Annotated in this window: 18 protein-coding genes; 11 read left to right on the top strand and 7 right to left on the bottom strand. The window is 42.2% G+C overall.

The window, feature by feature from the left end:
• Positions 1 to 90 precede the first annotated feature (90 nt).
• From guaA to ACED45_RS13610, 4 genes are all read left to right on the top strand, one after another.
• Positions 91 to 1,644 carry a glutamine-hydrolyzing GMP synthase gene (gene guaA / locus ACED45_RS13625; protein ID WP_019820323.1) on the top strand — a complete coding sequence of 518 codons (1,554 nt, stop codon included), beginning with the start codon at positions 91 to 93 and terminating at the stop codon, positions 1,642 to 1,644.
• Between the two features lie 324 nt (positions 1,645 to 1,968).
• Complete coding sequence (locus ACED45_RS13620) at positions 1,969 to 3,681, top strand: chitinase (RefSeq protein WP_371714267.1); 1,713 nt, start codon at positions 1,969 to 1,971, stop codon at positions 3,679 to 3,681.
• Between the two features lie 274 nt (positions 3,682 to 3,955).
• Complete coding sequence (locus ACED45_RS13615; protein ID WP_371714266.1) at positions 3,956 to 5,506, top strand: Na+/H+ antiporter NhaC family protein; 1,551 nt, start codon at positions 3,956 to 3,958, stop codon at positions 5,504 to 5,506.
• Positions 5,507 to 5,964: 458 nt separating this feature from the next.
• Positions 5,965 to 6,558 carry an acetate uptake transporter gene (locus tag ACED45_RS13610; RefSeq protein ID WP_017056721.1) on the top strand — a complete coding sequence of 198 codons (594 nt, stop codon included), beginning with the start codon at positions 5,965 to 5,967 and terminating at the stop codon, positions 6,556 to 6,558.
• A gap of 161 nt (positions 6,559 to 6,719) precedes the next feature.
• Here ACED45_RS13610 and ACED45_RS13605 read toward each other — a convergent pair whose 3' ends face one another.
• The 4 genes from ACED45_RS13605 to ACED45_RS13590 form a co-directional block, all read right to left on the bottom strand.
• Complete coding sequence (locus ACED45_RS13605) at positions 6,720 to 8,267, bottom strand: alanine/glycine:cation symporter family protein (protein WP_048658817.1); 1,548 nt, start codon at positions 8,265 to 8,267, stop codon at positions 6,720 to 6,722.
• A 455-nt stretch (positions 8,268 to 8,722) separates the two neighbouring features.
• Positions 8,723 to 10,093 (bottom strand): MBL fold metallo-hydrolase, encoded by a 1,371-nt coding sequence (locus ACED45_RS13600; RefSeq protein WP_371714265.1) that lies wholly within the window; start codon positions 10,091 to 10,093, stop codon positions 8,723 to 8,725.
• 147 nt (positions 10,094 to 10,240) lie between these two features.
• Positions 10,241 to 11,008: a 1-acylglycerol-3-phosphate O-acyltransferase gene (locus ACED45_RS13595; protein ID WP_371714264.1), complete on the bottom strand. Its 768-nt coding sequence runs from the start codon at positions 11,006 to 11,008 to the stop codon at positions 10,241 to 10,243.
• 196 nt (positions 11,009 to 11,204) lie between these two features.
• Complete coding sequence (locus ACED45_RS13590; RefSeq protein ID WP_048658812.1) at positions 11,205 to 12,143, bottom strand: hypothetical protein; 939 nt, start codon at positions 12,141 to 12,143, stop codon at positions 11,205 to 11,207.
• 270 nt (positions 12,144 to 12,413) lie between these two features.
• On the opposite strand from ACED45_RS13590, the gene ACED45_RS13585 reads away from it, so the two are divergent.
• From ACED45_RS13585 to ACED45_RS13570, 4 genes are all read left to right on the top strand, one after another.
• Positions 12,414 to 14,126 (top strand): class I SAM-dependent methyltransferase, encoded by a 1,713-nt coding sequence (locus ACED45_RS13585; protein ID WP_371714263.1) that lies wholly within the window; start codon positions 12,414 to 12,416, stop codon positions 14,124 to 14,126.
• A gap of 49 nt (positions 14,127 to 14,175) precedes the next feature.
• A complete protein-coding gene (locus ACED45_RS13580; protein ID WP_102479240.1) occupies positions 14,176 to 14,904 on the top strand; it encodes a DUF429 domain-containing protein in 729 nt (242 codons plus the stop codon).
• Positions 14,905 to 14,985: 81 nt separating this feature from the next.
• A complete protein-coding gene (locus tag ACED45_RS13575) occupies positions 14,986 to 15,795 on the top strand; it encodes a M15 family metallopeptidase (RefSeq protein ID WP_371714262.1) in 810 nt (269 codons plus the stop codon).
• A gap of 305 nt (positions 15,796 to 16,100) precedes the next feature.
• The gene (locus tag ACED45_RS13570) at positions 16,101 to 17,981 is read left to right on the top strand and encodes an ATP-dependent zinc protease family protein (RefSeq protein ID WP_371714261.1); all 1,881 of its coding nucleotides are present in this window, start codon (positions 16,101 to 16,103) and stop codon (positions 17,979 to 17,981) included.
• 124 nt (positions 17,982 to 18,105) lie between these two features.
• Here the strand turns inward: ACED45_RS13570 and ACED45_RS13565 are convergent, their stop codons facing one another.
• On the bottom strand, positions 18,106 to 19,422 hold the full coding sequence (locus tag ACED45_RS13565) for a type II toxin-antitoxin system HipA family toxin (RefSeq protein ID WP_048658807.1): 1,317 nt from the start codon (positions 19,420 to 19,422) through the stop codon (positions 18,106 to 18,108).
• Positions 19,422 to 19,670 carry a type II toxin-antitoxin system antitoxin HipB gene (gene hipB / locus ACED45_RS13560; RefSeq protein ID WP_171732553.1) on the bottom strand — a complete coding sequence of 83 codons (249 nt, stop codon included), beginning with the start codon at positions 19,668 to 19,670 and terminating at the stop codon, positions 19,422 to 19,424. The genes ACED45_RS13565 and hipB overlap by 1 nt, the downstream gene beginning before the upstream one ends.
• Before the next feature lie 414 nt (positions 19,671 to 20,084).
• On the opposite strand from hipB, the gene ACED45_RS13555 reads away from it, so the two are divergent.
• The 3 genes from ACED45_RS13555 (at position 20,085) to ACED45_RS13545 (ending at position 24,548) form a co-directional block, all read left to right on the top strand.
• Positions 20,085 to 20,210: a hypothetical protein gene (locus tag ACED45_RS13555; RefSeq protein ID WP_260167462.1), complete on the top strand. Its 126-nt coding sequence runs from the start codon at positions 20,085 to 20,087 to the stop codon at positions 20,208 to 20,210.
• Positions 20,211 to 20,680: 470 nt separating this feature from the next.
• Entirely contained in the window at positions 20,681 to 22,498 is a 1,818-nt protein-coding gene (locus tag ACED45_RS13550; RefSeq protein WP_371714260.1) for an ATP-dependent nuclease, read from the top strand.
• On the top strand, positions 22,485 to 24,548 hold the full coding sequence (locus tag ACED45_RS13545) for a UvrD-helicase domain-containing protein (protein ID WP_371714259.1): 2,064 nt from the start codon (positions 22,485 to 22,487) through the stop codon (positions 24,546 to 24,548). Before ACED45_RS13550 ends, ACED45_RS13545 begins: the two co-directional genes overlap by 14 nt.
• 26 nt (positions 24,549 to 24,574) lie before the next feature.
• Here the strand turns inward: ACED45_RS13545 and ACED45_RS13540 are convergent, their stop codons facing one another.
• Complete coding sequence (locus ACED45_RS13540; RefSeq protein WP_371714258.1) at positions 24,575 to 25,411, bottom strand: hypothetical protein; 837 nt, start codon at positions 25,409 to 25,411, stop codon at positions 24,575 to 24,577.
• Positions 25,412 to 25,721 lie beyond the last annotated feature (310 nt).

Here is a 25,721-nt window from a genome sequence, read left to right as displayed (position 1 = left end):
ACGAAAACGTTTGCTTTATTTCTTGAAGAGTTAATCAGAGGTGAGTAAACTCGCCTCCGTTTTATCACATAGCCAATAAGACTGCTTACAATGACTAAAAATATTCATGACCAACGTATTCTAATTCTAGACTTCGGTTCTCAATACACACAGCTAGTAGCTCGTCGTATTCGTGAGATCGGTGTTTACTGTGAACTTTGGAGCTGGGACGTAGAAGAAGCGGATATTCGTGAATTCAATCCAGACGGCATCATCCTATCTGGTGGCCCTGAAAGTGTAACGGAAGAGAACTCTCCACGTGCACCTCAGTACGTATTTGATTCAGGTGTTCCTGTATTCGGTATCTGCTACGGAATGCAAACTATGGCTGAGCAACTTGGCGGTAAAGTAGCAACGTCTACTGAGCGCGAGTTCGGCTACGCAGCGGTACAAGTGACTGGTGAATCTGCACTTTTCGCAGACCTTGAGTCTACTCAAGATGTTTGGATGAGCCACGGCGATAAAGTGGTTGAGATCCCAGCTGATTTCACAAAGATCGCTGAAACAGACACTTGCCCATACGCTGCAATGGCAAACGAAGAGAAGAAGTACTACGGCGTACAATTCCACCCAGAAGTAACACACACTAAGAACGGCCTAAAAATGCTAGAGAACTTCGTTCTTAACGCATGTGGTTGTGAAGGTCTGTGGACTTCAGCTTCAATCATTGAAGATGCAGTTGCACGTATTAAAGAACAAGTAGGTGACGACGAAGTTATCCTTGGTCTTTCTGGTGGTGTTGATTCATCTGTAGTTGCAATGCTTGCTCACCGCGCTATCGGCGACAAACTAACATGTGTATTTGTAGATAACGGCCTTCTTCGTTTGAACGAAGCTGAGCAGGTTATGGAGATGTTCGGCAACAAGTTTGGTCTAAACATCATCAAAGTAGATGCTGAGCAACGCTTCCTTGACGCTCTTGAAGGCGAAGCTGAACCAGAAGCTAAGCGTAAGATCATCGGTCACGTATTCGTAGATATCTTCGATGAAGAGTCTAAGAAACTGAAGAATGCTAAATGGCTTGCTCAAGGTACTATCTACCCAGACGTAATCGAGTCTGCTGCATCTAAGACAGGTAAAGCACACGTAATCAAATCTCACCACAACGTTGGTGGTCTTCCTGATGATATGGAAATGGGCCTTGTTGAGCCTCTACGTGAGCTATTCAAAGATGAAGTACGTAAGATCGGTCTAGAGCTTGGTCTTCCATACAACATGCTTTACCGCCACCCATTCCCAGGTCCAGGTCTAGGTGTTCGTGTACTTGGCGAAGTGAAGAAAGAGTACTGTGATTTACTGCGTCGTGCTGATGCAATCTTCATTGAAGAGCTTCACGCTGCTGACCTTTACCACAAAGTATCTCAAGCATTCACGGTATTCCTACCAGTACGTTCAGTTGGCGTAATGGGCGATGGCCGTAAGTACGATTGGGTTGTATCTCTACGTGCTGTAGAAACTATCGACTTCATGACTGCTCACTGGGCACACCTACCATACGACTTCCTAGGTAAGGTTTCTAACCGTATTATCAACGAAGTTAACGGCATTTCACGTGTTGTTTACGATATTTCTGGTAAGCCACCGGCAACTATCGAGTGGGAATAATCTCTTAGAGATTTAACCAGCGTTGATTAAGATCTTAAGCCTCGAACTCAGTTCGGGGCTTTTTTCTTTTCGATTCATTATATTGACTCATAGCATTAAAGGCTTATGAGCCATACCTAGAAATCAAATGAACAATGCCTAGAAACCAAATGAGTTGGAAACTAGATATCAGCTCAAGAAACTATGAGACGCTTTGTTGTGTTGAGCTATATATCAAAAATATCACTCGCACTTTTTATAAATTCACACAGCAACAGCTAGGCCATTTCTCACGCGCCGCATACTCTTTGATGGACTTATTAAGGACAGATAAGAGAATCCATCATGTTAAAAATCAAATATTTGGCGACAGTACTGGGCTGCACATTGGCAGCGCAAAGTCATGCGTCTTTGAACATTCAACCTGATCCGCAAAACCCGAATGGTTACCTTGTTGAAAAGTCGGCATTACAAGCTGCTGAACAAGCAAAAACATCCGATCCTATGTATGCGATCTGGTCACAAGCATTACAAACTCGTTCGAACACAATCGTTGAAGCGATTGAACCCGGTTCCCCATCTAACCCTGAAAACGTAAAGCGGGTTGAGCGTGTGTTCCCTCAATCTGAATGGGATTTCCTTACTCAGATGGCGGCGCCAGAATACACTTACACTCGTTTCTTACGTGCGATTGGTAAATTCCCTGCGTTCTGTGGAGAGTACACTGATGGCCGTGATTCTGATGCTATCTGTAAGAAATCCATCATCACCGCTTTTGCTCACTTCTCTCAAGAGACAGGCGGTCACATCGCGATAGACAACACCTCAGATAACCCATTAGCTCTAGAAGAGTGGCAGCAAGCGCTGGTACATGTTCGTGAAATGGGGTGGTCAGAAGGTCAAGAAGGCTACACCACTGGTTGTGGTCAGAACGATTGGCAAAATGCTCGCTGGCCATGTGCCGCGGGGCAGGGCTACTTCGGTCGTGGTGCTAAACAGCTTTCTTACCACTTTAACTACGGTGCTTTCTCTGAGGTGATGTTTGATGGTGACGCGACAGTGCTTCTCAACAATCCGGGCTTGGTAGCGGACTCTTGGTTGAACTTAGCGTCAGCTATCTGGTTTTTCTTAACACCACAAGCACCTAAGCCTGCCATGCTGCATGTCATTGACCGTACATGGACACCATCTCAACGTGAACTGGATGCCGGTATTGGTTATGGGTTTGGTACCACAATCAACGTGATCAACGGTGGTATTGAGTGTGGTGAACAGAATAAAGACAAGGGCCAACCAGTTAACCGTATTCGTTACTGGGAAGGGTTAGCGGCTCACTATGAAATTCCTGTAGAAGCGGATGAAGCCAATACCTGTTGGCAGCAAACACCTTACGGAAGCTTGAACCTCAACGGCGCGACTGATGTGTTGTACACCAACTGGGATGGCAACTGGAAATACTACGCAGATCGCCCAGAAGGGTATTCATTTGAGTGCGAGTTGGTTGGTTTCCAAACTGCTTATTCCGCGCTGGTGGCTGGCGATTACGAAAAGTGTGTGACCAACTTTTATGGTTCTCATGCGAGTTGGCCTGAAGTGAAAGTTGTCGATAAGCTGGATCCGGTAGATCCTGGTACTGATCCGGGTGGTAATGGTTGGAGTGCGACCAAGGTTTACAACGCGGGCGACCAAGTGACTCATAATGGCGCAACCTACGAAGCGAAATGGTGGACACAAGGGGATGATCCTGCCAACGGCGGCCCTTGGAAATTAGTGGCAGGTGAGCCAACGCCGCCGGTAGTGACCGAGCCAGCACCAGTCGAGCCTACACCTGTTGATCCCGTTCCGGTAGACCCAACACCAGTTGCCCCACCTGTTACCGAGCCACCTGTCGTTGTTGACCCATCTGTGTTTATCACGTGGCAAGCGGGCGTTAGCCAAGTGAGTAATGGCGACAAAGTGACGCATAACGGCAAGTGCTTCGTGGCTAAAAACGGCCCGGGCGTATGGGAAAGCCCAGTTCAATCGAATTGGTTCTGGGATGAAATTAGTTGTAATTGATCGCCTGAATACTGAAAAGCGGTCTAACCGACGAGTTCAGTAGTACGACCATAATGATATAAATAATCAAAAGCCGAAAGTGTCTACTTTCGGCTTTTTTTCGTTTCGAACTTGGCTATCTAAGGAGGGCTATTGGTCTATTTGGCTATGTTGAAGCGCATTTAAAGACTAATTATCCAGTTAGAGGATAAAGTTCTGTACAAACGATGAGTGTGAATTTATATTCAAATTTAAATTATATTTATTCTTTTTATTTTAGGGTTAAGGTGTACCTATGGAACAGACAGATATCACGTCACTCATCCCCATTGTGATTACTTTGGTGTTGTCGTTGGCGACAAGGAATGTGGTGATTGGCCTTTTTGCTGGCGTGCTGAGTGGTGTTGCGATGCTGACTGGCATGTTTAGCGAACTTAACCCGCTTGATACGTTTGGTACCATGGTTAAAGGTTACCTAGTCCCTCAGCTTACTGATAGCTACAACGCTGGCGTGATTATGCTGTTGGTGTTCATCGGTGGTTTTGTCGCTTTGATGGAAAAGTCGGGTGGTGGTGTTGCGTTTGCTAAGCGTGTGACTCAGTGGGTAAGCAACAAGTGCCAAGCTCAATTGTCTGCGTGGTTTGGAGGAATCGTGATATTTTTCTCTGACTTAGGTACTCCGTTGATTGTTGGTCCTGTCTTTCGTCCTCTTTTCGATAAACTGAAACTTTCTAGACAGAAGCTAGCATTCATCATTGATTCAACCTCGTCGCCAGTTGCCATCCTTATTCCTTTCATTGGGTGGGGCGTTTACATCATGAGCCTGATCCAAAAAGAGTTTACGGCGTTGAATGTCAATATGTCTGATTGGGATGCGTTCATCGGTGCGATTCCTTTTCAGTTCTACGCATTCCTCGCGATTTTCATCGTTCCGCTCGTGTCCGTTAAAGGTTTAGATTTTGGGCCAATGGCAAAAGCTGAGCGTGATTGCCAGGCGGGAATTAACTCTGGCGTGAATAACGAATCACTAAATCCGTTCTCGCATAAAAATGCAAAGGCATCTTTTGTCTGGGCACCATTGTTAGTGATGCTGGTGGTGTTGTGTGCCATGTTGGTTCCACAAGGCTTCCCGTTCCAAAAGGTCGCGGGCTCATCGTTCAGAGCAGCTTTATCATCGGCTTATTTCTTTGCCGCGATTACCTTAATCTCGCTAATGGCTTACTACGGTGTAAGAAAGCTGTCTGATGGTGTTTCTGTGTACTTAAAAGGTATGGGAAACATGATGCCAGTCGCGATCATCTTGGTATTGGCTTGGGCGTTAAGCACCGTTGGTAAAGAGTTGGGTGCAGCAGCTTATATTGCCGAGCAAGCACAGAGCGGTTTCCCATACTGGTTAGTACCTGCGGTCGCTTTTTTGTTATCGGCTATTATTTCATTCGCAACGGGCTCATCGTGGGGAACCTTCGCGATAATGATGCCATTGGTTATTCCAACCGCGATTGCAATAGATGCTCCGCTACTCGTCGCAATTGGTGCCGTGTTATCGGGTGGCTTGTTTGGTGATCACTGCTCACCGATCTCTGAAACCACGATTCTTTCTTCAACAGGTGCCGGGTGTGACCAGTTTGAGCACTTTAAGACACAGCTGCCTTATGCATTGATGAATGGCTCTATTGCTCTGATTAGTTTTGTAGTCGCAGGCTTTACGGGAAGTGCATTGGTTGTGTTGGGTGCGCTTGTCGCTCAATTGATTATCGTTACGTTATTAGCCAAGCGCGATGCGAGTAAAAACGCTTCTTCAGACGTTCAATCTCAAGTGTCTGAATCTAAAACACAACAAGCGTAATTTAAGATTACGAATGGGGAACAGATACGGGATGCGAGTAATCGAGTAACGAAAAGCTCGCTCTCTATTGTCTAAGTTTGATGCTAAGGGTTCTCGCTTACTCAAATCTGAAGACTCTTTTCGCATCCCGCATCTCGTTACCCGCAACTTTTTCATATGCATATTACTAACTTCAATCTCAACACGCTCTTCGTATCCCGCTTACTCGAATCTAAAGACTCTTTTCGAATCTCGCATCTCGTTACTCGTATCTTTTTTATAGCGCGATAGGGAATTTGTTTACTTATAGTTTCTGTGAATTGATTTGCGTTGTTATGAAACTAATTTTCCATAAGATCATTTACACAATCTTAGTTTTCGATAACTGGATTACCTAGTTGAGCGGTTTATATATTAAAATTTTTTTACAAATTTTATCGATTTTTTTTAATCAACCACTTTAATAAGGTAAATTCGCAATGTCGACCAAACTAGCTAACCCAGCGCCACTAGGCTTAATGGGTTTCGGTATGACCACTATTCTTCTTAATATCCACAACGCAGGTTTCTTTCCAATCGATTCAATGATTCTTGCTATGGGTATTTTTTACGGTGGTTTGAGCCAAGTTATCGTGGGCACAATGTGTTTCAAACGTGGTGACACGTTCGGTACAACTGCGTTTACTTCTTACGGCCTATTCTGGTTGTCTTTGGTTGGTTTAATCGTAATGCCTTACATGGGCCTACCAGCAAGCCCTGCTGCATTCATGGGTTGGTACCTACTTCTATGGGGCATCTTCACTGGCTTCATGTTCATCGGTTCTCTATGCTACCCAGTAGCGAAGCAAGTAGTATTCGGTTCACTAACTATCTTGTTCTTCCTACTTGCAGCTCGTGATTTCACTGGTAGCGAACTGATCGGTACTATCGCTGGTTTTGAAGGTATCTTCTGTGGCGCTTCAGCTATCTACTTTGCAATGGCACAAGTAATCAACAACGAATACGGCCGCACAGTTCTGCCTATCGGTGAGAAGAAAGCACCTCAACTGGCAACACAAGAAATCGCTGCTTAATACTCTAACTCGGGAACAGTTAGTTTGTTATAAGCCGTTTATTGGTTATGAATAAAACAAAAGGGGTTAGCCGAAATGGCTAACCCCTTTTTTATGCGTTATTAATAGCGCGAGTTAAAGCGAGCTATTTGCTAAAGCAATCCATTTGTTAAGGCACAAGCTTAAGCTGAAGGTTGCTCTACAGGTTTAGTGTCTGCAGCTTCTGTTTCAGGAGACTTGCCTGTTTTACGTTTGTACTTCTCTTCCCAGTAAGTAGCACCTTTAATGCCTAGTTTTACAGGGTTGAACGTGTACTCAGTTACGCCTTGTTTCTGCTGTTCTTCGTAGTCAGCTAGAGCTTTAAGCGCAGGCTTAGACATGAAGAAGATGATCAGAATACCCACGATGTTTAACCATGCCATCAAGCCAACACCAACATCACCCATTGCCCATGCAAGGTTAGCTGTTTTAACTGTGCCATAGAAAACTGCAGTGATAAGAACAAGCTTAAGTACGAACATCATGCCAGGGATCTTGATGGTACGACGTAGGTAAGCAATATTCGTTTCTGCGATGTAGTAGTAAGCAAGAATCGTTGTAAATGCGAAGAAGAACAGAGCAAATGCGATGAATGGCTTACCAATGCCTGGTAGTGCACTTTCAATAGCAAGCTGTGTAAATACAGGACCATTCGCACCAACGTTTGCTGCTAAGTTCTGAACAAGGAACACACCTTCTGCGCCACCGTGAACGTTGTAAGCACCAGTGATGATGATCATGAACGCTGTAGCAGAACATACTAGAAGAGTATCGATGTAGATAGAAAACGCTTGTACCAAACCTTGCTGAGCTGGGTGATCAACACTTGCAGCTGCTGCCGCGTGAGGACCTGTACCTTGACCCGCTTCGTTTGAGTAAACACCACGCTTAACACCCCAACCAATTGCAGCACCGAAGCCAGCCATAGGTGTGAATGCATCACCAACAATCATTGCGAAAACAGTTGGCACTTGGCTGATGTTTAGCAGAATGATAACGAACGCGATGATGATGTACGCCAATGCCATGAAAGGAACAACGATTTGTGTGAAGTTCGCAATACGTTTAACACCACCAAAGATGATGAAAGCAAGGATGATAGCAACAACAGTACCGGTGAAAATTTTAGCGAAACTGAATGTACCGACAGCTGTTTCAATCATATCACCTGAGCCAAATGCAGCTTCTACAGCATTACCAATACTGTTTGACTGAACACCTGGAAGCAAAATGCCACATGCAAAAATAGTCGCGATAGCGAAGATCCATGCGTACCACTTCTGACCCATTGCTTTTTCAATGTAGTAAGCCGGACCACCACGGAACTGGCCTTCGTCTTCTTCTTTGTAGATTTGCGCTAGCGTAGATTCTGCGTAAGCAGTTGCGGCGCCAAAGAAGGCTACAACCCACATCCAGAATACTGCACCTGGGCCACCGAAACCGATAGCGGCAGCAACACCAGCAATGTTACCTGTACCTACACGGCCAGATAGCGAAACGGCTAGAGCTTGGAAAGACGAGATGCCTTTTGATGAGCTTTTACCTGATAGTAGCAAGCGCCACATTTCAAAGAAGTGACGGATTTGAACAAATCGAGTCATGATGGAGTAGAACAAACCTGCACCTAAACATAGGTAGATAAGTACTGGGCTCCAGATTATTCCATTCAAAAAATCAACGAATGACTGCATGAGTATTTTCCCTGTTAGTTTTGCTTATGATTGTTTTTCGAACAACACAATACTTCACTTGTAACCCAAGTGTTAAATTATTTAACTGCGCATTAGGATTACTGTGACATAAAGCAAGTTATAGAGGGGGTTTGTTAATGCTTAGTGCTAATTCGATAATCGTTCCATTTAACTTGATATGCAACTAGTTTTGCCTTCTGGTGTTTTGCAAAGTGAATAAATAGTGATTAATACAAAAAGGGGGATTTGAGATGCGAATAAAATACGAAATTAAAAAAGAGCAGCGGTTAAAGCCGCTAGCATAAGCGGCTGATATAGGAGTTGTGGGATAAGTAGATTGGAATCTATCACCTGTATCGTGTGAGCTAGCAGATACAAGAAACTGTGTTTTTTGAAGATTCGATAATTGCGGCTTTAAGAATTACTTAGTGAAAGTTGTTAGTTTGATGACTGTTTCAAACAACTACGAACCCTCGCTCTTGTAATTCTTGAGCGAACTCCGACTGAGTATTTGGCTCGCCGTGAATCAAATGCACCTCTTTCGGTAGAGTCGCGATACCCTCTATAAATCGGTAGAGATCCTCTTTATCAGCATGAGCAGAATAGCCAGACATGCCATGAATTTGAGCATTAACCTCAACGTCTTTGTTATCAATAGAAACCTGCATTTCGCCTTGTTGCAGCTCTCGTCCGAGCGTTCCGTGCGCTTGATAGCCAGCTAAAATTACATCAGTTCGTTTATCGGGAAGCAAGGCGGATAAGTAGTTCATGATCCTGCCGCCCTGACACATTCCAGAAGCTGCGACCACAATCGCGGGTTCACCTGTCGACTTAAGGCGATTAACGATTTTCTTGTGCATTCGATGCCCATCAACAGTAATGCACTGCTCAAATGCAAGCGGGTGACGTTTCAGTTCTAGCCGTTGCTTTGCTTCTTGTCCCCAGAGTTCTTTAAAGCGTCGATAGGAACGTGTCACTTTCTCTGCCATAGGAGAATCGAGGATAATAGGAATATCGGCGCTGAGCTGATGTTCAAAGATCAGGTGTTCGATATCAAATAGCAACTCTTGTGTTCGACCGATACTGAAGGCCGGAATTAGGATGACCCCCCCATCAAGTAGCGAACGATCTATGATGCTTTTGAGGCGCTCTGCTCGTGTCGCAATATCATCATGTGTACTGGTGCCATAAGTGGATTCGATAAACAGATAGTCGGCTTGTTGTGGTGGCTTAGGATCGGGCAGTAGTGGTGTGTTACTTGGGCCCAAATCGCCAGAGAAGACTACCACCTCTTGGTTGGGTAATTTAATCTCGATATAGGCAGAACCTAAGATGTGCCCAGCGGGTTGAAAGCGGGCATGCAAAGTATTTGGCCTATGATGATCCTTTCCGTTTTTTTGCTGTTTAGACGTGATTGGAAACCATTCCCCGTAAGGCTTGGGAGCAATTAATGAATGAATCTTTTTGAGTATCAGCTTCGACTGTTTATTACTGAGTCCTTGCAGCTTTAAGCCATCCTCAATCATTAAAGGGGCGAGTTCAGCGGTGGCTTGCGTGCAATAAATCGGTTGGTTAAACCCACTGGCGAGTAACCAAGGTAATCGGCCAATATGATCAATGTGAGTATGAGTCAGCAGCAGAGCGTTGAGGTAGGATGTTTCAAATTCAATATCAAGAGGGTGGGTGTCCGCACCTTGAAGCTTTTTACCTTGAAGATCTAAACCTTGAAACAGGCCACAATCGATGAGCACCGCTTGGCCTGAATCTCTTAATTCGTGACAAGATCCTGTGACAGTATGTTTGCCGCCATGGTGAATCACTTCCATCGTTTACTCCCATTGCTCTATAAAGCCGTTAACGCCTGTTTTTATTTTGCGGATAAGCGCCAGTAAGTAAAACAAGAACAATGAGAGTTGCGATCGTTGAGTATCTTTTTAAGTAACTGAGCGATGACTCAGTGGGTTCGTTGTGAGTTAGTTCGTAGAAGAGCGGTCTGAATCCAACTCTGGGTTTTGCTGCGCCTCTAAACTAGCTACTTCGGCATCAAGCTCTGCTATTTTCTCTGCCATGAGTGCGTGACAGCGATTGGCCAGCTCCCTTGCATCGCTGAGCTTGTATCCAGACACATCGATAGGTTCCAGCATCTCGGTAATCGCAATACCGTTGTTTAATCGATTTAAGTCGATCTTATTGTGTGTGGTGCTGGTACACATCGGGGTGATAGGCACACCAGCTTCAATCGCCATTCGGAAAGCGCCCGTTTTGAATGGCAGTAATCCACGCCCTTTACTACGGGTTCCTTCAGGGTAAACCCAAACAGATAGATCTCTCTGATGAATCGCTTCCGCCACTTGTTTGATGGTATCGCGTGCTTTGGACTTGTCTTCACGGTTAATCATGATGTTACCGGTGATCCAATACAGCAGACCAAAGAAAGGCACGTACAACAAATCGCGTTTGCCCAATGAAACAGTGCGTGGTCTTAGCATTCCTGGGTCGGTCACAAAGTCCAATATGCTTTGGTGGTTAGAGATGTAGACGCTGTTTTCTGGTGTCGGGGTATTGTCGAGGCCGCGCTGCACCAGTTTTACACCGATGATCTTTTGGAGTTGGTTGAACCAACGACAGAAAACGTACACATGCTTGGGGTTCTTGGGGCTAAACAAGCAGTAAACAAAAGCACATAGAGTGGTGAGAATAATAAACACCGTAGCCAAAATAATACGAAGAACAGCAAGCACAATTCACTCCTTACTCACCACTGATGGCAGTGATTAAATAGTTTTAGATGCTTGAAGTTTTCACTCTATTTAACCGAATTGCAACAATTAACTGTGTTAGGGGGCTATTTTTAGATCTTTATATAAAACAAGGACTAACAATGGGCATTTGACACACTTATCGAGCTTACACGTGTTCACCAGTAATGGCTCATGATCACCAATACTGTTTATTTGGATCCGATTTTTCTACCCATTCAGGATCTTGACGCGATTCCAAGTAGAGTTGTAGGCCGTTATAAGACATGAAAGCTGCAGGGCCGCCGAGGTGTTCGAAATAGTCGAAATACTCATCTTCGAGCGCACATAGGTGGGCCAAATCTTCAACCTTGTTAGCTAACGCCCATTGAATGGCAAATACAGGCGCAACTGAGCCTGAAATATTCACCTCTTCGACGTTTGGGTTAAACATTGAATTAGCTTGCTCAAGCAGTATCTCTTCTTGTTCAGACTCTTGTTGTAGCACCTCTTCGACGATCTCCGAGCGCTTGGTATTAGAGACACTTTTGTTCAGCTTAGCGATTCGCAGTGCGTAGCTAAATCGGTCTGATGAAACGATATCGACAAGCTGCGACAACAGCTCTTTGTCTACGCCTGCAGCCTTGGTGAAATAGTCTATACACGAATTGATTGAGGCATAACGAGTACCGTCAAACTCAAAGCCACTGGTTTCGTCGTATACCTCAAGTGGGATGTCATCAACCGACAAAGGCCAGCCTTTATAATCGACGCGTTGCTTGGCGATTTGATACATTTTCCACGCGCTGCGCCCAAACCCGCCAAGTGTCGAGCCCGAGAAATCAGAATCAATAAGTTCTTGCTCTGTCCAGTTCTCACCGATGCCAAGGTGCTTAGCGTACTTGTCTATCAGAGTGTGTTTTATCTGATCGCGCACAGACCAAATTGAGGTCAGATTCTTTGAATAGTTAATTCTCGCACACTCATTACAAGCCGGCAGTGCTATCGGTGAATGGCCAATCTTGGCAACAGCCTGCGCTGTCTTAGGGAATTCAACAAGGTTACTGGAAGGTTCACCACAAAACCAACAGGTGTGGCGCAGGTTGAATGGGGTATCTATGTGTGAGTATGTGTTCATTAGTCTTTATCGGCTAGGTGCTTTAGGCGAGTTAATCATCTTCAAACAATTATCTCTGTTCGCACGTCAGCTTGCACCTTGTTTGTTTTTGTTTTGCTGACGAAACTGATTCATGATGTGACTCGCCTGATGAGCTCATTAGGTAGATATTGATATAAAACAGTCACTAACGATAAATGTTGATTGGTGTGGCTGAACTTACATGAGCTGCTAGCAATCGCCCAAGCTCCCCATTACTATTGAGATAGACTCCTTACTCCAATAACGCATATGTCCTCATCGATTCCATTTTACGATAAAAATGCTCACACACTTTGCCAGCAGTACAACTCAGTTACGTTCGAGACGGTACATAAAAGCTGGCAAGCTTACTGGCCTTTAGAGGGCGATAAAGTACTAGATATCGGTGCAGGGAGCGGTCGTGATGCGCTATGGATGCACAAAGCCGGAGCTGATGTTATTGCGATAGAACCAAGTGCTTCATTACGCGAACAAGGCTCGAAATATACAGGCCCAAGTGTTACCTGGATTGATGATTCACTCCCCTCGCTTAGCCGCACTGAAAACCTCGGAATGCGTTTTGAGTTGATATTGGTGAGTGCGGTTTGGATGCATCTCGCTCCGTCTCATCGAGAGCGTGCATTTAGAAAATTGTCTAACTTGCTAGCTCCAAATGGCAAGCTGGTGATCACTCTGCGTCATGGGGAGTTTCAAGACAGTCGACAAGGCTATGAAGTCTCAGTTGAAGAGCTCGAGCGTTTATCAAAAAACAGCGCCTTGTTGGTTCGTCATGTTGATGATAGCCAAGATAGGTTGAACCGCAATGAAGTGTGGTGGCAAACCGTGGTGATGACATTGCCAGACGATGGCTCCGGTGACTTGAACAAGGTGCGCCACATTATTGTGAATGACAACAAGTCGGCCACATACAAGTTGGCTTTGTTGAGAACATTACTGCGAATTGCGGATGCTCATTCAGGCGCTGTGATTGATCGAACTGATGGGAAAATTTCTCTACCATTGGGCTTGGTCGCTCTGTATTGGGTTAGGCAGTTTAAGCGCTTGATTGATATCGATATAGAAGGCGCTGGGATTCAGCAAAATAGCAACACGAGTAAAGGCCTTGGATTTGTAAAAACGGATGGTTGGAACAAACTAAAGCATCTTAGTGCCGATGATCTAGCTATTGGTACTATGTTTTTAGGCGAGGAAGCCAAAGCATTGCAGAAGCTGTTTTCACAAACGATCAGTACTATTAAATCGGGTCCAGTGACCTTTATTTATCATGGCTCTAAAGAGAATAAGCTGTTTGAGATACTCCCACCTCAGCAGCGACGTAAGAGCCGAGAATCGCTGGTCATTGATAGTGAGTTCCTAGAAAGCTTTGGCTATTTCACTCTCGATGAAAGCCTGTGGGAGTGCTTTAGAATTTACCACTCTTGGATTGAACCGCTGGTGGTGAATCAATGGGTGATGGAGATGCAGCGTTTTGAGTTAAATCGACAGCGCAACATATCACTACAGACCTATCACGACTGTTTAGTCTGGATTGACCGAAACCATGATACTCGTGATGTACGCAAAAGAGTTGAACAGCTTAGAGCTGATCAGGCAGACATTGTCAGTGTTTGGAGTGGAAAATCATTAAAAAATGAGTATCACGTTGATCACTGTCTGCCTTTTGCTTATTGGCCGAATAACGACAAGTGGAACCTCTTTCCCACCACAAGCAAAGAGAATCTAAGCAAAAGTGACAAAGTTCCTACCGCTGAAAAACTTCGTGCGTCTAAGCCTCGTATTCTCGAATGGTGGCAATTGGCGTGGAACGATTCCGCTCAGTTTGAACAACAGTTCTTTTCGGAAGCGGCTCTTTCTTTACCCAATATTCCACCACAGTGTCGAGATTTCGAAGAGGTGTTTGACGCTATGGGTTTGCAGGTACGCGGTGTGAAAAGCCGACTATTAATCAATGAGTGGCACTGATCGCAATTTACCCTCTAATTTAATCCTTTGAGTAACGGTAGAGTAAACAATGAAATACATCGGAATTGATGGCTGCAAGGCGGGTTGGATCGCTTGGATTGTCTCTGGCAATGAAACACCTGAGTTCAAGGTGGTGAAGACCCTCGAAGAGCTGGTTGATGATCTTACGGGATCAACAACATTAATCGATATGCCGATTGGCTTTAGCGATTCACTGACTCCAGATAGATTATGCGATAAAGCAGCAAGACGTTTCCTCACCAGCAAACGTGGCTCTTCCGTGTTTCCTGTTCCGTGTCGAGAGGCGGTTTACCAAACCGATTACATTGCGGCGTGCAGTGCTAATGTTGAGCAGCTTGATAAGAAGTTTTCTAAACAAACTTGGGGAATTGTGCCCAAGATTCGCGAGCTTGATGAACTCATTGAATCTCACCCAAGCCTTTCGATAAGGGAATCACATCCTGAGGTGGTGTTTGCAGCATTGAAAGGTGAACCGCTGACGTTTTCCAAACGAACGCAAGAAGGCAAAGAGGAACGGCTTTCTATTATTCAGCAACTCGCCCCTCAATGGTGTGACGGCTTGTCTTTGGCCATTTTAAATACCAAGCGTAAAGACGTCGCGATAGACGATATTTATGACGCATTCATTTTGATGTTGATTGCTTATCACGCTCCAACATTGTCGTGCTTGCCTGAGCTTTCTGAAATCGGCGGAAAGGCTGATAAGGATCAGAACGGAAGAGTTCGAGAGATTGTCTATTGGGACAAAACGCGCTAACAAAGCGTGCGCTCCACTTGGCTTAATATGTTACTTTCCAACTTCTGCTACTTTTCACACTTACTATTTTGAGTCTTTGATATGAAACGTTTTATTGTCGGCTGGCTGGCCACTGTTCTCAGTGTTGCGAGTTACGGCCAAGTTGCCCCTATATCTCAATGGCAATGCGACATGATGAAAAAGAACAATGTCTTGAGTAGTGGTGCGCCTGTCGGTTGTGAGCGACTATCCAAAGTGGATTTCGATTTCATTAATTTCAAAGGGGAAACGCAACAGGGCAATATGATCGTGCTTGATGTGGTTGCACCTGCTGTTGAACAAATTTTTTCGGAGCTCAAACAGCGCAATTTTCCTCTTCATTCCGCTCGCCTAATGCGTGAATTCAGAGGTGACGATAACGCCTCAATGGACGCGAACAACAGCAGTGCGTTTAATGCTCGTCCTATTATAGGTGGAGATGGTTGGTCGAAGCATGCTTATGGTGTGGCGATAGACATCAATCCAGTTCAAAACCCTTTCTTAGCGTTCGATAGCAACGGAAAAATCACGGTAAAGCCTTCACAATCTGCGACAAGTTATGTGAACCGTACTCGCTTTCGTGCGCGTGATGAAATAGAACGCCGCGGCATGGCTGAAGATGTGGTTGAGCTCTTTGCCCATCACGGATTTATGATCTGGGGAGGGGATTGGAATAGCCCAATCGATACTCAGCATTTTGAGGTCGGATCAAGAAAGTTCGTTAACCAACTGCTCTCTAAACCACAACCTGAAGCCAAGGTGTTATTTGAGCGCTACGTCGAATCTTATCGACAGTGCTATCTCAAAAATAAAGGTGAGGACGCAGAAAAAGCTCGGGCTATCTGTGCAAAGAAAACAGTCGGGACTTTTTAGTGCTATGTTTATCTAGAACCGTTTGTGTTTTAGCAAGTTAAACTCGCTTCAGGTGTGTTTTGAATAGCTAAGGTCAGCGCTCGTCGTTGGCCTTTTTTGTATTCATTTCTCCAATAGAACACCGAGCATTGAAAAGGTTATTGGGTATCCATTAGTCAATAATCGATAAGCGAATGCAGCGCAAAGTCATCGGTTTGTCATTGAAAAACTCATAGCGTTAACGTTTTGTGAGAACCATTACTGGTGGGGGAACTCTTCGCTGAAACGCCAGTATTATTAGTGAACTGATCACAACGGACCAACTAATGAAAAAGATACCTTTGGCTCTAACTCTTTTAAGCACTCTACTTTTTTCACAATACACTTTGGCTACTGACTCTTCACCTACCACTCAAAATCCCACTTACGAACTCGATGGTAAGTCGGTACTAGGTCGCACTGAGAACGTGTACCTATCTAGCGTTAAAGGGCTAAAAGATGTTCCTTTCATTGGTAAAATTGATACCGGTGCAGAAACCACTTCTATGCATGCTGAAGACATTCATGTGAAGAGCTCTAATCCCGATTACCAAAACCTCAAAGACAAAGAGTTGATGGCGGCGTTAACCGAAGACCTGTTGAACAATTCCGATGTTGATTACGATGATTGGGATGGCAGCACCTTTGCGAAATATGAAACTGTGGTGTCTTTTAAGGTTCAAAACCCACGCACGGGAGACATGGTATTAATCGAAGCGCCTTTAGAGCGTGTCAGCATGATACGTAGCCGCACCAGCAGCACGCCTTTACTTCGTCCTACCGTAAAAATGTCGCTTACCATTGCAGACCAAGAATTAAAAACAGACGTTAACCTGACGGACAGAAGTCACTTCTCTGCGCCAGTGCTGATCGGCAAAACCTTTCTTGCTGACAACGCCTTAGTGTTTGCTGGTTACGACTATTTGCAAGAGCAGGAAAACGCGACGGTTGTTGGCCGTAAAGAGGTGGTGTCTATCTCCGGAATGGCGATGAACGCGACCTTCTCCTTAAAGAATCGCTACAGTATTCTTCATGCAAAAGACATCGACGTAGATAAGAAGAACAGTGAAGTGACGTTTGATATGTTCGACAACGATGGCAAACAGAAAGAGATGACACTGCCATTAGTTCGTATGTTAAGCGTGAGTGGTAAAAAGAGACCTCTGGTATATGTACCAGTCCAACTCGATGAAAACACAACCAAAGACGTTCTGGTGTACCTACGTGACCGCTCAAGTAGCGTGTCACAGTTGAGATTTGGTACAAGCACCGCAAGCGAACTTTTCATGATTGATACCAACGCTGAAAATATTCTTTCTGAAGGATCTGAGAATTTCAGCGAGGTCGCGAAAAAGACTGAGCCACTGATTATCTCACCGGAAGAAGATATCACATTAGATGGTTTTCCTATGAAGGCTGTTGCTTCATTTACTGTCAACACGCCTTTGCTGAAGGTCGACAGTTTTGAAATGACAGGTAAAGGCAAAGATGCCTCCGTTGAATTTTATCTTACGGATGTAAATGGTGAGAAGCAGAAGGTGACCAAGCCAATTATTAAGAAGCTTAAAGTCGGGGATGATACTCGCCCGGTTGTTAGTGGTGAGTTTGCGGTGTCTGGAAAAGTGCGTGCGCAAGAGTTTGCCATCGACGTGCTCAATACGAATGAGAAAGAAGCGTACTTTATTTTAGGTAAGAAGATGGCGAAAGAGGGCGTTTACGTAAACACGCGCTCAGACTACCTATTGAAAGCCGAGCCACTGTTTAAAGTTGGGCACATCGAAGTCGTTGAAGTGAACGGCATGAAGTTCCCGGCCAAGCTAGATACTGGCGCGGATGTAAGCTCAATGAATGCAGTTAACATCAAACGATTTAAGAAAGACGGCCAAGACATGGTGAGTTTTACCTATCAAAACAACCAAGGCGATAAGCAAGACTTTACCAAGCCAGTGATTGATGTAATGCGCATTAAAGCCAAGAAAGGCGAGAAGGTGAACATTCGCCCTGTCGTTGAAATGAAGGTTAAGCTTGGAGACCTAGAGAAAGAGGTGAGGGTAAACCTTCAAGATCGTTCTCGCTTCGAATACAGTATGATTCTAGGTAAGAACTTCCTGAAACACGGCGCGGTAGTGAGTAGCGATGAAGATTACTTACTAGGTGATGTGGAGTAACCCCTAACTAAGTTTGTAATAGAACCGTTCCAAACAGCCACACATTTCAGCAATGGGATGTGTGGCTGTTTGTTGAGAGTTCTATAAAGTACATCAAGTTCTATCTTCTCTAGAGGGGAATGATCTAGTTCTTGCTCAAATTCAATTTGTTAAGCATGGCAATAGAGTTATCAAAGATAGCTTCGGTTATGTGTTTTGGGAAACCTTCAGGCAAGCGTGCGGCGAGGCGCTCAATTGCTTTGGGTAATTCAGTTTGCATGTCATCCAATATGCTTTGCATGCTATCAGAATTAAAGCCAACTGAATGGGCTGTATCAAGAAAGTGGCGAGAGTAGATCTTGCTTATTTGGTACTTCTTACCACGACTTGCTTTTAATCCCATTGCTAACTTTAATTTTCTTATGTTTAGTCCTTTTTTCCCCGTGATAGGGTAAGCAGACAAAATGTCATAAAATGGTGTTAAGCGATAACTACCTTGCTTTTCAATAAATATTGAATAGTTCTTTGCATGCCCATCAATAGCGCCTATAGCCCATTGGAAAACTTGAAACTTCATGAAGTTATATCTGTCTTCCAGTGCATTGGATGAGCCTTCAAGTAGCTTCATAATATCGGCGATTCCGGGGCCTCCATCACTTTCGTATTTTATCGATGAAGGGATTCCTTTGGCTTGACAGATATCTTCCTGAGGAAGGCGCAGTAGGTGTGTACGATCCTTAATCCAACGTCTATCAAAACGCTCAACAGCAATGGCTTTATAATTATGGGTTGTGATGATCTCGACGGTCGGAACATCAAACCCCAACTCTCTAGCTAACTCAATACAGATGAACTCATTCTCGACACTTTCAGTCAGATCTAGAATAGATGTGGGCTGCTTAATCTCACCAATAGGTAGCTTAATGATATGGCTTGTAGGTGTATTCCCTTTAGGCAAACACCAATCTCCGTTCAACCTTAGCAATGCTGTTTTTTCTTGAGCGCCAGCAACCGATATTCGGAAATCATCTTCTTCCTTAATCATACCTAATGGAATATTGGAATGATGGGCTGCTAAGATTTTTTCAAGCCGAGATTCGTCAAGAAGTTCGTATGACAGTTTGTTCTCGATATAGGGTTGACTTGGAGGGAGCAGAGCAATGGCACCAACGCTGTCTTTGCCAATTTCTTTCAGAAGATCAAAAGGTTGATTTGAAGCCGTTTGATAGCGTGCAACAATCCTATTACGTATAGCAATATTGTCTGGTAGCAGGTTGTCAAAGTAGTTGATAACGGCATCAGAAGTTATCGTAGGTATTTGTAGTTTAAGGGATAAAGATAATGGGCGAGATTTGTCGTTACTGAGCCAAGACTCATTATATTTAAATTCGTGAGAGCCATTGTTTTGCTTTGTGAGAGTACCGACCAACTCACCATTCATGTAGGCATTAAGTTGTTGCATTACCAATCTTCCTCATCAACAGTGCTTTGACTATTTTTTGCATCTTTGGGTTCGATTTTAAGGGTGAGCTCTAATGCTTGGATAAGCTTGAACATTGTTGAAATAGTTGCCTTTTCTGGTCTATTTTCAAAGTTCGAAATGGTTGCTTGTTTTATCCCTACTTTTTTTGCCAGCTCAGACTGAGTCCACCTATTCTTTTGGCGTATTAGCAGTAAAGTATTGGCTAATTGTTGTGGGCTATAAATCACAAGTTGTCACTCCTTACTATGATGTTTTATCCCCATTAGAGGATATTGGTCGTGTTATCCCAACAAAGGGATATATGTAACTTTATACCTTGTAGGGGATATTGCAAGTTATATACCTTGTAGAGGATAAAGTAGGATTATCAAAGCCTTTAGCTTAAAGAGGTATTGCAAGAAGGTGGATGCCAGCCTTTGTTAGACTTGTCGCTAAGTTCTTTTGCGATTGGCGATTATCCATGCGGGTAAGGTGAGGTGATAGTTACACGTAAGTAGATCAAATATGCCACACAAGAGATAATTAGAAATACTGACTTTGAAGCGCAACGAGATGGTTCTAAACTAAAGTTATGGCAATCAAAAGCACTTACACTGTGCATCACCCTGTGAGTGAAAACACAGGTGATTAAGAAATAAATAATGGTAACGCAAGGTATTAGCATCATCCAAGTTGGATGTGTGGAGGCTACGTTTGATTTATTTACGGCTTTTGAAGGTGTGTTGAAAGCGAAAGTGCAAGGTGGCGCGTTTAGTATCTGCTTTTAGTACTAATAGCATAATTAATGATTATAAATACAAAAAGGGCGATAACTCAGTGAGTTACCGCCCTTTCCAAACGTTTGGTGGAGCTGGCGGGAGCTGCCACAAAAATGCATTAAGTCTTTGTAGTTTATGTTGTTTTTAAGAGAGTGGTTGTTCTTCACAAACTCAGTTAGTACGTGATTCTAGTATGTCCATTCGCCTGATACAAGGGACAATCAGTCATGTTATGAAGGGTAGATAGTTCACTTATAATCACGCGCACCTGAATGCTAGTTCAGTTCCCATTCTGGGAGCTGAACAGGATGGGGTGCTGTCTTCTAAATTACGATTCTCAATCACAAACTCCAGAGTATTTGGTGCGTAATTGCATATCATAACTTAATATATCGCCAATCACTTCAGCTACATATGGCTCCCGACAAAAGGGGGAGACTGAAGGTCCATTATTAATCTTGCCTCATTTGGAGGGTGCGATGTTTTTAGAGAAAGTGAAGCTGTGGAATTTTAGAAAGTACGGAAGACAAGGCGATATAGTTCTAGAAGAGCCACATTTAGAATTGAATCTTAATAAGGGTGTAAATGTTCTTATTGGTGAAAATGACTCTGGAAAAACAGCAATCATAGATGCAATCAAACTCGTTCTTAAGACTCATAGTTTTGAGTGGATAAAACCCGATGAAGAAGATTTCTATTCAGGTTCAAGTGTTATGAGAATTGAGCTGTATTTCGATGATATGGAAGCTGAAGCGTTTCATTTCAATGAGTGGTTAAGCTACGAGACTATAGATGGCAAGCTTCATCCAACACTTAAACTAACTTATGAAGTGTCTATAAAGAATGGAAGAATAATTCCTTCAGATATCTATGGTGGTGCTAATGGCTTAGAGAAACAGCTTAAGGCAGAAGCAAAAGAGTATTTGAAAACTACGTACTTAAAACCATTAAGAGACGCTAGAGCTGATCTGACTCCAAAACAGAACTCTAGGTTGTCACAAATACTTAAAACACATGAGGCTTTTCATAATAAAGACGAAGAACACCTGCTCCTTTCATTGTTTGAAGATTTCAATGCGAATATCGCAAACTATTTTGAAGGAAAAGATCATGAAAACAATGGTTTAACTTCAGACTTGAAAGGGAAAGAGTTAAAGGGGCAAATTGATGCATTTATGGCGTCTTTTATTGACTCAAATACAGCAACCTCATTTGAAGTATCTCCTGCAAATATAAAATCAATACTAGAAAAACTGTCTTTAAAAGTTGAAAACGTCGTAAAGCCCGGCCTAGGTACTCTTAATAAATTATTTATGGCTACAGAGTTGTTACATTTGGATAAGAGCGAATGGACCGGATTAAAGCTATGTTTGGTTGAAGAGCTTGAAGCGCATTTACACCCTCAGGCGCAGATGAAAGTTATAGAAAGCTTACAAGCTCAGAAAGGGATACAGTTTATCCTCACTTCACACAGCCCTAACCTCACCTCGAAGGTAAAACTAGAAAATATAATTCTATGTCATGAAGGTAGCGCATATCCGCTAGGTGAAAAATATACGAAGTTAGATAAAGGTGCCGGAGACTATTTGTATCTAGAGAGGTTTTTAGATGTAACAAAGTCCAACATGTTTTTCGCCAAATCCGTAGTAATGGTAGAGGGGTGGTCTGAAGAAATTTTATTGCCAGCATTAGCTAAGTTGATGAAAAAACAAGGCCTTATAAATAAGGACTTTACCGAAGCTGGAGTTGCGATAGTAAATGTTGCTAGTGCTGAGTTTATGAAGTTTCGAAAGATATTTCTAAGGAATGAGGGGCCGGAACTTGCTATTCCAGTAGCTATAATTACTGATTGCGATACTCGGGCCTATGCGAGGAAAGAGGTTGAATCCAAGGGGACTAAAAAGAGTTATGAATACATTAAAGTTGACCAGACTGAGTTTCTGAAAGAATCAGAAGATAAACTGAAGCAACTTGAGAGTGAGTATGATGAGCAAAGAGTCAAAGTATTTGTAACCAAGTATTGGACGTTGGAGTACAGTCTTCAACAATCCCACGCACTTGGCGGCATAGTCAAAAAAGTGCTTGAAGAAATGCATCCTCAAATGGACAAGACACAAACCGAAAAAGAGCTAGCAATCAAGTTGTTCAATAAGTCGCTTTGCAAGACAGATTTTGCTTATAGGCTAGCAAAATATATCGATCCTGATAGCTACGACTATGATCCTACTATCGATTTAACACAAGACGATGACTATATTCGTTCTTTGATCAATGGGGTGAAGTATGTCTGCGCTTGAAATCAAAGATACTGATATATCCTATGCAGAAAACATTCTGATAAATGGAATGAAGTTTGATGATGAACGTGTAGATTTTATTGCTAACTTTAGCACCCTTGATCTTCAATCAGTTCCAGGAAGTGGAAAAACCACAGCATTGCTAGCTAAGTTAGTTATTTTAGATAGATATATGCCCTTTAATGATGATAAAGGAGTAGTTGTAATATCTCATACTAATGCGGCTGTTAATGAATGGAAGAGAAAATTAGGTGGGTTTTGTCCGAAACTATTTTCTTACCCAAATTTTGTAGGAACTATACAAAGCTTTGCTAATAATTATTTTGCTAAGCCTTATATGCAAATAATATATAAAATTGAAAGTTTCCGTGTTGATGATGAGGATTTCTCCAATAATTTGTTAAATCAATATTACAAAATTAGATACTCAAATGAATACGATAAGATTGCTACGTTTTTCTGGGGTAGAAATATAGCCAAAGCAAAGAAGATTGCATCTGAAACTGGAGAGAGAGAAAAAGCTGTCTGTGAAAGGCTAATTGATGAAGAAATTAAAAAGCTATACTACAACTTTAATGATGAGAAATTTTATGTCAAAGGTATTAAAAAGTGTTTAATATCAGACAGAAAAAATCCAAAGTATCAGGGGCTAAAAGCTATTTTTGATTCTGTTTTTAGGAGTGGAGTAATTTCTTTTCACTATGCATATGTATTCTCTCTGAAGTTTTTAGATCTTAATCCTCTAGTTGTAAAGGATCTTTGTAGACGGTTTAAATTTGCATTTGTAGATGAAATGCAGGATATGGACAAGCTTCAATATGAATTGCTTGAGAGGTGCTTTAATAATGATGATATTGTTTATCAGAGGGTAGGGGATAGTAACCAATCTATCTATAATGAATCCAACGAAAAACCTGCATGGTCAGATAGAAACTTAGTTTTAAATATATCAGGAAGTCATAGGTTAACACCTAAAATAGCAAAGGTTGTAAGTTGTTTTTCTTCTACTGAAACTAAGATTAATGGATTAAACGACAGGTCAGTTCTGATGCCTCATTTAATCGTATTTAGTAATAATCAGAAAGATAAGGTAATAGATAAATATATAGAGCTCTATGCTGAATATGAAAGGTGTGAAATGATACCTATAGTAAGAGATAGACATATTGGTATTGTCTCTTGGGTAAGCACTAACAGGGATGATGATAAATTAACGCTTTCTAGTTTTATGGGTAAATGTCAGATTAAAAACTCTGAACCTACTCTTCAGAGTGAGTTGTTTAATCTTAACAAGTCTAAAGATATTGAAATTCCTGAAGTCTGCGAATGTATAAAAGATGCAATAGTCTATGTTTTAAAAGATAATGATGTAAAATTTGATGATAAGGTCATCACGAAGAACCAATTGTTTAATGCCTTTAGGATAGAAAATGAGGATATATATAACGCGTTAAAAATTAGTCTATACAAATGGTCTACTGAATATATTGAAATTGGATGTGAAAATATACTGAATGATATTGAAGTATATATGTCAGGATTATTCAAAGATAATTATGGCATTGAGTTGGATTCTTTTGGTTACTTGAGGTTTGACGATAGTATTAAAATTGATGAACAAAGTTTTGAAGTGGACTCAAATACTTACAATCCAATTTTCGGTACTATACATTCGGCTAAGGGGCAGACTCATACATCTACTCTATATATTGAGAGTTATTATGATGGTAAGTATGAAAGTGATATCATGCTAGATGTTATATCTGGTATTGGAAATACAGAAAAACTAATTGTAGAAACTAACAAAAAAATATCTTCAATCGAATCTGAAATTGAAGATATTGAAAGTTCAGGAAAAGTTAGGGGTATAAAGACAAGGGAAGCTACAATAAAAAAACTAAAAAAGTCTATTGAGAGAATAGAAGATTGCTCAAAAATGCTTTACGTAGGATTATCTCGCCCCCAGTATTTTCTATGTATGGCAATTGAGGAGGAAAGGTATAAAAAACTGACAGTTAACGATAGCGTTTGGAAGGTTGTTAATGTCTGAATTTGATCCTAGTTAGTACTTATACACTATATTTTTAACAGTGATTTTATTCTAGCTACGTGGTTAACTTGTGAACCGCTTAGGCTTTTATCATGTAAAGAATTTAAGTTTGAACTAATTCTTCGATGCAGCCTTTTGGCGTGATGATGTTTTCCTGCTTCCATGAGATTGAGCCATTTTTTGGTACTTTTTGTTAGATTATCCAAAATCAATTGAATTTCATAGGTTTGCTCTGCGATTTTGTTTTGATATTGAATAGTTGCTAGCCTTTTACCTCTATTAATTTCATAAGGCTTATAAGATGTATGACTAACGCCAACATGTTTTAATACTGAGGCATTAAACGCTTGTTTTAGTGTTTTTGTTGCTTTCTTTTGTTGAAGTTCTTTTAGAACTCTAGTTCCTACAACCTTACCGATAATTAGATGAACGTGGTCACCTGTGCCTTGTTTAATGGTCTGATCTTGCTGATGTAGTACCGCACGAATTTGCTTTTGGTACTGCTTAACCTCTGTATTACTCAAATTGACTAACTTAGCTAGTGTTACACAGCAGTCTTTCGCTATTTCCTGCCATTGTTTTGTTGTAGGGCGGTAGCCTTTTGGTAGTGTCAGACAATACTCCACTGCATAACTTGAGAGAGGGCGGCCTCCTTTCTTCTGGTATAGGTGTTGATTGACTCTAAACTCTTCACCAGCTAACGCTATTCTTTTTGATGTTTCTTTATTGCCAATAATTGAAATGAGGTTATCTGTTAGCCTGTGATTAGGATGGTTTTTAGAGGTTAGGTATTTCTCTCTAACTAACACTCCTTCAGCACCATGCTTAACTGCCTGAGTAATAATTGTCCAGTTCTTCAACATAAATCGTTTACTTAACAAATATTAATTTATAATTAAAATTGCAAATTAATGCTGCTCTAACGTTTTATATTCTGAAGGATTCCAGATAGAACAACCCACTACGTTCTAATGTTGTTCACTGGCAAGAGGGATTCCCTTCTTGACTACCCTTAGATGAATTCATAGTTTTCTAATAAACAGTTATGAATCCTGAAAACAACGTAATTGAAAACATTGTTAGAGAGCAAGATATAGAAAAAACTAGTGTGAGAAAGCTAGGGCGTGTTGATCTTTCGTGAGTGTTTTTTGAACAGCATGGTAAAGAGTTATA

It is taken from the genome of Vibrio crassostreae (assembly GCF_041439375.1).
Taxonomy (GTDB): domain Bacteria; phylum Pseudomonadota; class Gammaproteobacteria; order Enterobacterales; family Vibrionaceae; genus Vibrio; species Vibrio crassostreae_D.
This window is presented reverse-complemented; position numbering and strand designations above follow the sequence as displayed.